The organism is Plantibacter sp. T3 (genome assembly GCF_902506515.1).
Classification (GTDB): Bacteria; Actinomycetota; Actinomycetes; order Actinomycetales; family Microbacteriaceae; genus Plantibacter; species Plantibacter auratus.
Window position 1 is genome coordinate 1,311,139 of the sequence record NZ_LR733286.1, and the last position, 11,007, is coordinate 1,322,145.

11 protein-coding genes are annotated in these 11,007 nt (G+C 70.7%); 4 read left to right on the forward strand and 7 right to left on the reverse strand.

Going from position 1 to position 11,007, the window contains the following annotated elements; translation table 11 throughout:
• Window positions 1-119: 119 nt before the first annotated feature.
• On the forward strand, window positions 120-1,493 hold the full coding sequence (locus tag GV015_RS06415) for an MFS transporter (protein WP_159877413.1): 1,374 nt from the start codon (window positions 120-122) through the stop codon (window positions 1,491-1,493).
• 6 nt (window positions 1,494-1,499) lie between these two features.
• Here GV015_RS06415 and GV015_RS06420 read toward each other — a convergent pair whose 3' ends face one another.
• The 3 genes from GV015_RS06420 to GV015_RS06430 form a co-directional block, all read right to left on the reverse strand.
• Window positions 1,500-2,198 (reverse strand): IclR family transcriptional regulator, encoded by a 699-nt coding sequence (locus tag GV015_RS06420; RefSeq protein ID WP_159877415.1) that lies wholly within the window; start codon window positions 2,196-2,198, stop codon window positions 1,500-1,502.
• 79 nt (window positions 2,199-2,277) lie between these two features.
• Window positions 2,278-3,162, reverse strand: a complete 885-nt coding sequence (locus tag GV015_RS06425) for a PD40 domain-containing protein (RefSeq protein ID WP_159877417.1) — start codon at window positions 3,160-3,162, stop codon at window positions 2,278-2,280.
• Between the two features lie 66 nt (window positions 3,163-3,228).
• Window positions 3,229-3,801, reverse strand: a complete 573-nt coding sequence (locus tag GV015_RS06430; RefSeq protein ID WP_159877419.1) for an NADPH-dependent F420 reductase — start codon at window positions 3,799-3,801, stop codon at window positions 3,229-3,231.
• 105 nt (window positions 3,802-3,906) lie between these two features.
• Here GV015_RS06430 and GV015_RS06435 point away from each other — a divergent pair, with 105 nt between their 5' ends.
• On the forward strand, window positions 3,907-4,389 hold the full coding sequence (locus tag GV015_RS06435) for a MarR family winged helix-turn-helix transcriptional regulator (protein WP_079001201.1): 483 nt from the start codon (window positions 3,907-3,909) through the stop codon (window positions 4,387-4,389).
• A gap of 97 nt (window positions 4,390-4,486) precedes the next feature.
• On the forward strand, window positions 4,487-4,768 hold the full coding sequence (locus GV015_RS06440; protein WP_159877421.1) for a hypothetical protein: 282 nt from the start codon (window positions 4,487-4,489) through the stop codon (window positions 4,766-4,768).
• Window positions 4,769-4,816: 48 nt separating this feature from the next.
• On the opposite strand, the gene GV015_RS06445 is transcribed toward GV015_RS06440, so the two are convergent.
• A complete protein-coding gene (locus GV015_RS06445; RefSeq protein WP_159877423.1) occupies window positions 4,817-6,025 on the reverse strand; it encodes a cysteine desulfurase-like protein in 1,209 nt (402 codons plus the stop codon).
• A 327-nt stretch (window positions 6,026-6,352) separates the two neighbouring features.
• On the opposite strand from GV015_RS06445, the gene GV015_RS06450 reads away from it, so the two are divergent.
• On the forward strand, window positions 6,353-6,847 hold the full coding sequence (locus GV015_RS06450) for an FBP domain-containing protein (protein WP_159877425.1): 495 nt from the start codon (window positions 6,353-6,355) through the stop codon (window positions 6,845-6,847).
• 59 nt (window positions 6,848-6,906) lie between these two features.
• Here the strand turns inward: GV015_RS06450 and GV015_RS06455 are convergent, their stop codons facing one another.
• The 3 genes from GV015_RS06455 to GV015_RS06465 all read right to left on the reverse strand — a co-directional run bounded on the left by GV015_RS06455 (window position 6,907) and on the right by GV015_RS06465 (window position 10,929).
• On the reverse strand, window positions 6,907-7,782 hold the full coding sequence (locus GV015_RS06455) for an endonuclease domain-containing protein (RefSeq protein ID WP_159877427.1): 876 nt from the start codon (window positions 7,780-7,782) through the stop codon (window positions 6,907-6,909).
• A 109-nt stretch (window positions 7,783-7,891) separates the two neighbouring features.
• Window positions 7,892-9,040 carry a substrate-binding domain-containing protein gene (locus GV015_RS06460; RefSeq protein ID WP_159877429.1) on the reverse strand — a complete coding sequence of 383 codons (1,149 nt, stop codon included), beginning with the start codon at window positions 9,038-9,040 and terminating at the stop codon, window positions 7,892-7,894.
• Entirely contained in the window at window positions 9,037-10,929 is a 1,893-nt protein-coding gene (locus tag GV015_RS06465) for a heparinase II/III family protein (protein ID WP_159877431.1), read from the reverse strand. Before GV015_RS06465 ends, GV015_RS06460 begins: the two co-directional genes overlap by 4 nt.
• Window positions 10,930-11,007 lie beyond the last annotated feature (78 nt).

Below are 11,007 nucleotides of genomic sequence, written 5' to 3' on the forward strand. Positions count from 1 at the left end.
TCACGATACGGTGCGTCGTCATCGACTGCCTCTTGCGCGGTGACCACGATTGTATACGATGTGGTGTACATTCTGGCGGTCCAATGACGGGCCGCGACGGACAAAGGGGTCTCGAGACAATGACAACCGCATCACTGGCGCGAGCGACGACGCCCGCGGAACTCCGGCGCGTGGCCTTCGCCACCGTCATCGGCACCACGGTCGAGTGGTACGACTTCTTCCTCTATGCGAGCGCCGCCGGTCTCGTCTTCTCTCAGCTCTTCTTCCAGCCGGCAGGGCCGCAGGCCGCGCTGTTGCTGTCGTTCGCGACGGTCGGCGTCAGCTTCCTGTTCCGGCCGCTCGGCGCGTTCGTCGCCGGGCACTTCGGCGACCGCATCGGCCGGAAGAAGATGCTCGTCATCACGCTCTTCCTCATGGGAGCTGCCACGACGCTCATCGGTCTGCTGCCGACGTACGACCAGATCGGGATCATCGCCCCCGCCCTGCTCGTGTTCCTCCGCATCCTGCAGGGGCTGTCGACCGGCGGGGAGTGGGGCGGCGCCGTCCTCATGGCCGTCGAGCACGCCCCCACCGGCCGCCGCGGCCGGTTCGGTGCGTTCCCGCAGATCGGCGTCCCGATCGGACTGCTCCTCGCCTCCGGCATGCTCGCGCTCATGACGGGCGTGATCTCGCCCGGTGCCGCGTTCCTCGAGTGGGGCTGGCGAATCCCGTTCCTGCTGAGCTTCGTCCTGATCATCGTCGGCTACGTCGTGCGCCGGAAGGTCGATGAGAGCCCCGTCTTCGTCGCGCTCGCCCGCAACAAGGAGCGTCGCCGGGTCCCGATCATCGAGCTCTTCCGTCACCACTGGCTGCTCGTGCTGCTCGCGGCGCTCACCTTCGCCGGCAACAACGCCGCCGGCTACATGACCACGGGCGGCTACATCCAGAACTACGCGACGACGCCGCTCGCCGACGGTGGCCTGGTCGGCATGGAGCGGACGCCGGTGCTGCTCGCGGTGACCGGGTCGGCCATCGTCTGGCTGATCGTCACGTGGTTCGCGGGTTCGCTGTCCGACCGGATCGGCCGACGCAACACCTACATCATCGGCTGGGTCGCGTTCCTGGCCACCGTCTTCGTGCTCTTCCCGCTCGTGAACACCGGCAACCCGTGGTTGTTGTTCCTCGGGCTCGCGCTGTTCACGATCGGCAACGGGTTCACCTACGGGCCGCAGGCGGCGTACTTCGCCGAGCTGTTCCCGGCGTCGATCCGGTACACGGGTGTGTCGGTCACCTACGCGATCGGCGCCATCCTCGGCGGCGCGTTCGCGCCGACGATCGCGACCTGGCTGGTGCAGGTCACGGGGTCGTCGACGAGTGTCGCGTTCTACATCGCCGGCATGATCGTCATCGCCTTCGCGGCGACCCTCCTCCTCCGTGACCGCACGGGTATCCCGCTCGGTGGCGAGGCGGAGGACGAGCAGAGCCGTGGTCAGATCTACGGCGCGCGGAGGTAGCCGCGGTCAGACCGACGACGCGATGGTCGCGGCCCCCTCGATGAGGCGGGCCGCGATCTCGGTTTCGGGGCGGCTGCTGGAGACATAGACGACCGCGAGGGCGGCTGCCGGCGAGCCGTGCACAGCGAGTGGAACCGCGACGGCGCGGAGACCGGTGATGACCTCGTCGTGGCTCGACGCCCAGCCCTGTTCGCGGACCACGGCCAGCTCGGCGCGGTGGTCGTCGTCGAGGGCGTCCGGCCACCGCGACGCAGGCAGCCGGGACGCGATCGCCTTACCGGGAGCGCCGACGCCGACCGGGTGCCGGGTGCCGGGCCGCTGCGCGATCGACCCCAGCGTGTGCCGTGGCTCGACGCTGACGAGGGTGACGATCTCGTCGCCGTCCAGCACGGTGAGGAAGCAGGTCATGCCGAGCTCGTTCGCGATCGCCGTCAGCTCGGGCAGGGCGGCGGCCTGCAGGTCGTGGGAGATGCCGGCGGCGAGGGCTGCCAGGCGCGATCCGAGCGCGATCCGTCCCGCGCCGTCGCGGACGACCAGGCGGTGGTCTTCGAGCGTGCGCAGCAGGCGGTAGGTGACGCTGCGGTGCAGACCGAGCATGGCGCTCAGGGCGTCGATCGTGAGCGGGGTGCGTGCGTCGGCCAGGACCTCGAGGATCCGGATGCCGCGCGAGAGCGTTTGGGAGTGGGCGCTGCTGGCATCGGTCACGCTCCGACCCTATCGACGAGCCCCCTGAGTTGCCCGGATCGGTGCGATTCTTCGCCGAAACCGCGCAGAATCGGGCGATTCAGCTCGTGATCGGGTAGGCGACGAAGGCGAACCGTGAGCTGTCGGGCGCCCAGCTGTTGACGTTGAGCGTCCCCTGGCCGCCGAAGAGGGGATAGCGGCGGAGCGGGGTCGCCCAGTCGTCGGTCGAGACGAGCCGGACCTCGACGTCGAGGTCGGCCGGGTGTCCGATCGTGCCGGCGGGGAAGGCGATGTACGAGGCCAGTCGAGCATCGGGGGAGAGGTGCGGGAACCAGTCGATGGTGTCGCTCACGACGAGCTGCTCGAGCTCGCCGCCGCCGTCCGGGATCCGCGCGAGCTGGGCATGGCCCGGGGCCGTGCCGAAGTGTTCCGTGTTGCAGAGCAGCCACCGGCCGTCGGGCGACCACTCCGGGCCGTCGACGTGGCCGTCGCCCGTGTCGAGGACGGTGACGGGGCCGCCGCCCTCGACCGCCGGAGCGATTGCGAGCCGACCGGGGTGCTCGAAGCCTTCGAGTTCGACGTACGCGATCCGCGTGCCGTCGGGTGAGACGCCGTGGAGGAAGTGCCACCGGTCGTCGTCGGCGGTGAGCTTCGTGACCGGTCCGCCGGTGAGGGCACCGCGGTAGATGTGACCGTCCATCGCCGAGAGGAGGATGTGTTCGCCGTCGGGGTCGAGGACGTGGTCGTTGTTGAGCTCGGGGAGGCCGTGGAATTCGATCGGCGTGAGCCCCGCGGTCGGGTCGTCGACCGTGAGTGCCCAGAGTCGCCCGTTGCCGTTGAGGTACAGCGTCCGGCCGTCGAGGGACCAGTTCGGCGCTTCGACGAGGAGCTCGTCGGTCTCGAAGAGGAGGACGGGCGCGTCATCGTGCGGACCGCCGAGCAGGACGCTGGAACGCTGGCCGGGGGCGAGGGCGCGGAAGGTCATGCGCCCATCGTCCTCCAGTCCGTCGTGATCCGGGAGGATCGTTCCTCCCGGATCACGATCCGACGACTACTTGACGAGCGCGAACCCCGCGGTCCAGGAGATCTTCTCCGACGCCGCCAACGTGAGCTGCAGGAAGCCGATCGCCTCGAGTTCGTGGGCGCGCTTCAGGGACCCGGCGTCGACGGCCTCGAGGCCACCGGCGGTCACGAGCTGCTGGAGTGCGGCCTTGGCGTCGGCGTCGTCCCCGGCGATGAGGACCGTGGTGGTCACGTCGCCGACCTGCTTCGCGGCGAGGGTCGCGGCGAAGTTCGTGTTGAAGGCCTTGAGAACATGGGAGCTCGGGAGCTTCGCCTGCAGTTCCGCTGCAGCCGAGCTGCCGGCGGCGACGGTGAGGCCGTCGAAGGTCGAGAAGTCGAGGGGGTTGGTGATGTCGACGACGACCTTGCCCGCGAGCTGGTCGGCGTACTGCTCGACGATCGTCGCGAGGGCGGGGTAGGGGACCGCGAGGACGACGACGTCGCCGGTGATCGTGCCGGCCTCGGCCGATCCGAGGTGGTCGACGGAGGCGCCGCCTGCTGCGAGGACACCGGCGATGGCGCTGCCCATGTTGCCGGTTCCGAAGATGGTGACGTTCGTCATGACGATGCTCCTTCTCGTGGCCGCCTGGTCACGGGTCAATTGGTTGTTGGTACAACTAATGTAACACCGGTTAGTTGTAGGCGCAACTATTGCTACGCTGGAGACATGACCGAGACGCGATGGCTGAGCGACGACGAGCAACGCTCCTGGGTGCGCTTCGCCGCGGTGCTCGAACTCCTGCCGGCCGCGCTCGACCTCCAGCTCACGCGGGACGAGCACCTGACTCACTTCGACTACTTCACACTCGCGATGCTGTCCGAGACCCCGGGCCGCACGCTGCGCACCTCGGCGCTCGCGGCCCGGACGAACGCGACGCTGCCTCGTTTGTCGCGGGTGCTGACGCGCTTGGAGGAGGCGGGCTTCGTGGCACGGACACCGTGCCCGGAGGATCGACGGGCGACGAACGTGACGCTCACCGATGCGGGCTGGGACAAGGTCGTCCAGGCTGCGCCGGGCCACGTCGAGCATGTGCGGTCGCTCGTCCTCGACGCACTGACGCCGGCGCAGATCGAGCAGCTCGGCGAGATCTCCGCAGCCCTCCTGACGAAGCTCGACCCCGACGGCCGGATGTTCGCCAGCGAGGCCTGATCTCCGTCACCTGGGGGATTCGCGGCGCTCGAGGGCTGCGTAGCGTGGGGCTCGACGTCGTGGACACCACCGAGCGCGACGCGGATCGGAGCGAATGATGACCGGATCGACGCAGCCCGAGCCTGCACCACACGGGGACGAGGTGCCCCAGGACGGTCCCGCCGCGGCGGAGCCCGAGTCGACGCCGCCACCCACCTCGCTCAACGGCGGGACGACCTCCGTCTGGTACTTCGTCGGCGCCACGTTCCTCTTCGCCGGACCCCTGATCTTCGGTGTCGACGACTTCGGGTTCTTCCGGATCATCACCCTCGTCCTCGGGGCGGTCGTCATGGTCGCCGGGTTCGTCGTGCTGCGACGTGAGAGCGGCAAGCGATCCTGAGGGCGCTGACGCCGGGCCGGCTCGCCAACCGTCCAACCGGCGAGCCGGTCAGTCCGCGAGGAAGGCTCTGATGCCATCGAGCAGGCGGTCGACGTCCTCGTCCGAGGTGTACGGGGCGACGCCGACGCGGAGGCCGCCGACGTCCTCGAGGCCCAGCGCCGCGAACGGCTCGACCGCGTAGAACGAGCCAGCCGGTGCGAGGACGTCGCGAGCGGCGAGGAACGCGGCCGCGTCGGCGGAACGCCTGCCGGGGAACGTCATGAACAGCGTCGCCGTGCGCTCGGCGGCTTGCGAGTGCAGCTCGACGAGCGGGCCGAGGTCGGCGAGCTCGTCCTCGATACGGGTGCGCAGCGCGAGTTCCCGCTGGTGGACGGCTGCGGCTGAGGCGACGAGACGGTCGCGTCTCGTCGTGGCGTCACCGGGGTCGATCGACGCGAGCACGCCGATGGCCGCCGTCACGCCGGCCATGAGCTCGTAGGGCAGCGTGCCGAACTCGAAGCGCTCGGGCACCACGTTCGTCGACGGCAGCAGCTTGTCGGGGTGGATCGACTCGAGGAGTTCCGGCGACGCGGCGAGGACACCGCAGTGCGGCCCGAAGAACTTGTACGGCGAGCAGACGAAGAAGTCGGCGCCCAGGGCCTCGACGTCGACGACGTGATGCGCGGTGTAGTGGACGCCGTCGACCCAGACGAGCGCGCCGACGGCGTGCGCCCGGTCGGCGATCGTCCGCACCGGCGGGATGGTGCCGAGGAGGTTCGACGCTGCGGTCACGGCGACGAGCCGGGTGCGCTCGCCGAGGGTCGCGTCGAGCGACTCGAGGTCGAGCTCGCCGGTCGTGGCATCGAGCTCGATCCAGCGCACCGTCGCGCCGGCGCGTTCCGCGGCCTGGACCCACGGGCGGACGTTCGCGTCGTGGTCCAGCCGGGATACCACCACCTCGTCGCCCGCCGTCCAGCCGCGGGACAGGTGCTTCGCGAAGTCGTAGGTGAGCTGGGTCGCGCTGCGACCGTAGACGATGCCGCTCGGGTCGGCGGCGAGGAGGTCCGCCATCGCAGCGCGGAAGGCGACGACCGCGTCGTCAGCCCGTCGTTCGGAGGCGACCGAGGTCCCTCGGTTCGAGAGCGGGCCCGTCAGGGTGTCGAGGATGGCCTGGCCGACGGCGAGCGGCGTCTGGGTGCCGCCGGGGCCGTCGAAGTGGGCGATGCCCGAGGCGAGGGAGGGGAACGCGGTGCGGAGGCGGGCGACGTCGAGGGTCATGCGTCCATCCTGCCGCGCCGGGAGCCTGAACGTGCGGACCAGGGGAGCGAGCGCGCCATCGCTTGATACAGTGCCTGTGTGTCCATGCTCATCGCTCCGCCCCGTGTCGGGCGTCTGGAGGTCGTCGGCGTCCGCAACGCCGGCCCGAGAGAGCAGCGCACCCGGTCGACCACCTCGCCCACCCGGTGAGGACGTCGGCCTCGTCCATCGCGCTCGTCCGAGCGACGACGACGGGGCCGCGCACCCTGACGCACCCACCGCAGCGCACCGACGCGCGGAGGGTCTCTCCGCCGTCTCCACGACGGCCCAGCCGAAACCGGTGAACCCATGATCCCCCTGAACGAATCCCAGATCCGAGCCTCCTTCGTCAACGCGTCGCGCAAGGAGGTCAGTGACGTGAGCCTGCCCGTCGACTTCGACACGATCGACTTCGAGGTGCGTGACTTCCTCGGGTGGCGCGACAGGAAACTGCCGCGACGCGCCTATGTCATCACGATTGTCGACGGCGAACCAGTCGGCATCCTGCTCCGGCAGGCCGACGCGATGCCCCGCACCCGGCCGCAGTGCGCGTGGTGCCAGGACATCACGCTCAGCAACGACGTCGTGTTCTACAGCGCGAAGCGGGCCGGACAGGCCGGCAAGAACGGCGACACGGTCGGCACGCTCGTCTGCGCCGACTTCCAGTGCTCAGCCAACGTGCGGAAGCTGCCGCCGCTCGCCTATGTCGGTTTCGATGCGGAGGCGGCCCGCCAGGAGCGCATCGCGACCCTCAGCGTCCGCGCCGCGTCCTTCGCCTCCTCGGTCCTGAACGGCGTCGGTTGACCCGCTGAGTCGCCCGGATCTGCACGATATTCGCCCGCTTTCGCGCAGATTCGGGCGACTCAGCGGCCGACGAGGGCGGCGCGCACCGAGGCGACGACGGCGCGGAGGTCACGGAGATCGTCGGCCGTCAGCTCGATGACCGTCCACCCCGCGGCCCGAAGGCGGTTGGAGCGAGCGCGGTCCTTGCGCCACCGGTCCACCTCGACCCGGTGGTAGTCGCCCTGGTACTCGATGACGATCCGCGCTGCACGGTGACAGAGGTCGGCGCGTGCGAGGAACGAGCCGTTCACCGCCCGGATCTCCTGGTTCGGTTCGAAGCCGGTGACGCCGCCGCGCACCAGCGCGACGCGGACGATGGACTCGGGCGGTGATTCCGCGCGGTGATCGAGCAGCGGGAGTGCGGCGGCGATGGCTCCACGGCCGCGCCGACTCGGATAGCGGGCTGCAGCCTCCTCCAACTCGGCCAAGCCCGCGGTACTCGTCCGAAGCAGATGGTCGCCTGTTGCGACGAGATCGGCGAGCGGGAGCGTCGCGGCAAGGTCCAGCCACGTTCGAACCGGACTCGTCAGCCGGATGCCGCCGTGGACGATCACGTCGTCCTCGTCATCGATCGTGACCGACCGCCCTACGATCCCGGCGGCGTGCGGAGCGCGGGCCGGTGCGGCCACGGCGAGGTCGAGGCGTACCGGGGTGGAGAGCCGGTACGGAAGCGGCAGGCCGAGCAGGAGCGCAGCGGTCGGACCGCAGACGAAGACCTGGTCGGACAGGCGGTGGAGGAATGCGCGGCAGCGATCCTCGACCGTCGCCACCGGGCGGAGGGACCGGATGCCGTGACCCGGCTTCTCGAGCCGACGACTGCGGAGTTCGCCGGGTGTCATCCCGCTGCGGAGCGCGTCGCCGACGAGGAACGGTCCGTCCGGAAGCTCAGCTGGCACCCCTTCACTGTGCCTGCGAGGAGTGGTTCCCCGTCCACGTTCTCCACAGGTCCACTGAGTCGCCCGGATCTGCGCGAAATCCCGCCGATTTCGTGCAGATTCGGGCGACTCAGGCGGGCGGCGCGGTCAGGGAGGAGGCGCGGACCTGCAGCTCGGGGAGGACCTGGGTGCGCTGCGTCGGGCGGCGACGGCCCTCGGACAGGCGGGCGACCATCGTCTCGACGGCCATCCGACCGATGTGCTGCTTCGGTGGGCGCAGCGCGGTGATGGGCGGCTCGCCGTTCTCCGCGACCTCGTCGTCGTAGGCGACGATCGCGAGATCCTCGGGGATCCGCACGCCGCGGTCGAGGCAGTGGTGCTCGAGCAGGATCGCCTGCGGATCGGCGTGCACGAACAGCGCGGTGGTCCCCGTGGCGAGGCATTCGTCGACGAGCGCGCCCAGCCGGGCGTCCCTGGCGCCGTTCTCGACGTCGTCGATCTCGGCGTTCACCGTCAGTCCCGTGTCCAGCCCGAGGTCCGCGGACGCCCTGGCCCAGCCGCGCCGCAGGTGGTCGGAGGTGGGGGAGTGCCGTGCCGCGGCGATGCCGATGCGGCGGTGCCCCTGCTCGTACAGGTGGCGGACGGCGAGCACCGCGCCGAACTCGTGGTCCGTCGTCACCCACTCCAGTGAGCGCAACGCGAGCGATGACGGCGCGCGACGCTCGGCCAGCACGACCGGGATCGGCAGCGCATCGAGCCAGGCGAGGAGGGCGTACCCGTCCTGGCCCGCGGTGTCGGGTGCGGCGATGAGCCCGTGGATCCCACCCGTCTCCACGAGCGCGGCCATCTGCCGGCGCTGGTCGGCCGGGTCGTAGGACGAGCCGCGGAGCACGAGCTGCGAGCGGCTGAGGGCGGCCGTGGCGCGGGCACCGTTGACGATCTGTGGCCAGTAGTAGCTGAGCGACGGCACGACCATGCCGATGCGGTACCTGGCGGGGCCGGCGGCGTCGGCCGATCGCGCGACCGTCTGGTCGAGGGAGCTCCGGGCGGTCGCGCCACCGTGGACCCGCGTGACGAGCCCGAGGTCGGCGAGCGCGGTGATGTCGCGTCGGATCGTCAGCTCCGTGACGCCGAGGATGACGGCGAGTTCGCGGACGACGACGGAACCGTTGCGTCGGACCTCGTCCATGATCCGTTCGCGGCGCTCGATGCCGAAGACCTGCGAGGGTCCGGTGCCGGCCGGTGCTCCCCGGTCGCCGGAGACGCCGTCGTCGCTCATCGTGCGGCCTCCACGGTGACGAGCAGACGATCCGCATCGGGACGCGGCAGCAGCCGCACGCGGGTGATCGTCTCGCCCCAGGACGACCGCATCATCGCGTCGTCGAGTCGGACGACCTCGATCGCGACCTCATCCGCGTCGTGCTGGAGCATCACGTCCCGGACGCCGTCGACCGGCCGACGGAGGCGGAGGGTCGCCGGATCGACCTCGGTCACGTCGCCCCACAGCATGAGGGTGACGGCCGTGCCCGCCGGGTCGTCGAGCGTCCAGACGTCCTCGATCACGACGCGCGACGCCGTGCGGTCGAGCGTCGCGGTCCGGCGCCAGTGTTCGTGCTCCGCCAGTCCGTAGGCCGCGGCGAGGTCCATCGACCAGCTCGCCTGTGCGCCATGGTCTCCGCCCCGGCGATCGCGCGCCGCGAACTCCGGTCCATGCTGCTGCAGCAGACCGCGCGGTGCCGGGACGCTGTGCCAGTCGCTGCGCATGCACCAGATGTCGTAGCGGTCCGGGCCGAAGGTCCGCGCGTCGTAGGTGGGCCGCCCGGGATCGATGACCGCGGGGACGCCGTCGAGTGCGACGATCACGCTCCCGAGGTCGTTGTGGTTGTGGTTCTCGTCGTTGTGGCCGCCCTTGAGGCTGACCGCGAGTCCGTCGGAACGCCCGTCGTGCTCACGGGCGAGGCTCATGCCGATCGACGGCAGGTCGACCGATGCCGGCAGCGGCAGCGGCAGCGTCGCGTTCCGGGCGTCCGAGACCGCCCATGCACCGTCCAAGCAGACGCGGACGAGACGTCCGAGTCCGGCCCGGTCCGTGGCGACGGGTGCGTCGGGATCGCGATGCGCCGTGGCGTACGCGACGACGTCCGGCAGCTCGAGTCGCCGGCCCCAGCGATGCAGGAGATCGAACGGGAGCGTGCGATCACCGCGTGCTCGGGCATCCGCGACGTTCACGTACCAGTCGGCGGACAGCTGCATCCGCAGCGGGAAGCGCAGTGACTCGGGCAGCAGGTCGAGGCCGTCGAGCGCGAGGCGACCTCCGGCGAGACGATCGAGGGTCTCGACCGCTTCGAGCGCGCGTGCCGCTCCGTTCCACCAGTACTCCCAGCCCTCGTCGATCGCGCCGTCCCGAGGGAGGCCCGCCAGGTAGCGGTCGATGCCGTCGACGGCTCGGTCGATGACGAGCTCGGCGCGCTCGGGGCTGCAGAGCACCGCTGCCGCGGCGATCGTGTTGCCGAGGATCCAGGGGTTCCAGTTGTGGAGGACGACCGGCTCGCCGTCAGGGTCGACGTCGAGGCCGAGCCAGTGCCAGTCGTCGCGGTCCAGGAACGGCCGGAACACCCGCTGCTCGGCCTCGGTTCGCAGCCGGTCGGTCAGCCCCGGGTAGCACTCGTCGAGCTCGTCGCCGAGGACGGCGATCGCCCAGGCGACGGCCGCGACCGCCTCACCGGCCCCGAGGTCGAGGATCGGTTCGTCGAGCGACGGCGTCACCGTCCCGAACCGACGGAACGCGTCGTCGTGGGCCGCCCAGCACCAGGTCGTCTGCTCCGCGAGGAGCCACAGGCCGTCGGCGACCTCGGCGAGCGGGTCGAGCGGTGCGGCCACCGCGACACCGGCTGCAGACGCGGCGGCGAGGACCACGGCGCGGGAGAGGCGTGCGAGTCGGTCACCGACCGCCGTCTCGTAGGAGAGGCGCTCCCCGATCAGCGGATAGGCGCTGTACTGCGAGAAGAGCGGCTGGGGCCAGGGCGTCGCCGCGCGGTCGGTGGCCACGGACTCGCGCGTCGCCTGGGCGATGAAGGAGTCGAGCAGCCGCCGGTCGATCGAGCTCCAGTCGCCGTCAGGCACGATGGACCGGAGTGCGGTCGCCGGGCGCTGTGACCACGCCGTCACCAACGGGCGATACGACCGACGCCGCTCATCGGTGGCCGGTGTGGCGGGTGCGGTCTGCGAGGGTGGATGCACGAGGTC

Excerpts from the sequence above, each read along its gene's own strand:
- GV015_RS06440 (WP_159877421.1), top strand. The coding sequence starts at position 4,487 with ATGACCGGATCGACGCAGCCCGAGCCTGCACCACACGGGGACGAGGTG.
- GV015_RS06460 (WP_159877429.1), bottom strand. The coding sequence starts at position 9,040 with ATGAGCGACGACGGCGTCTCCGGCGACCGGGGAGCACCGGCCGGCACC.
- GV015_RS06430 (WP_159877419.1), bottom strand. The coding sequence starts at position 3,801 with ATGACGAACGTCACCATCTTCGGAACCGGCAACATGGGCAGCGCCATC.
- GV015_RS06435 (WP_079001201.1), top strand. The coding sequence starts at position 3,907 with ATGACCGAGACGCGATGGCTGAGCGACGACGAGCAACGCTCCTGGGTG.
- GV015_RS06445 (WP_159877423.1), bottom strand. The coding sequence starts at position 6,025 with ATGACCCTCGACGTCGCCCGCCTCCGCACCGCGTTCCCCTCCCTCGCC.
- GV015_RS06450 (WP_159877425.1), top strand. The coding sequence starts at position 6,353 with ATGATCCCCCTGAACGAATCCCAGATCCGAGCCTCCTTCGTCAACGCG.
- GV015_RS06425 (WP_159877417.1), bottom strand. The coding sequence starts at position 3,162 with ATGACCTTCCGCGCCCTCGCCCCCGGCCAGCGTTCCAGCGTCCTGCTC.
- GV015_RS06415 (WP_159877413.1), top strand. The coding sequence starts at position 120 with ATGACAACCGCATCACTGGCGCGAGCGACGACGCCCGCGGAACTCCGG.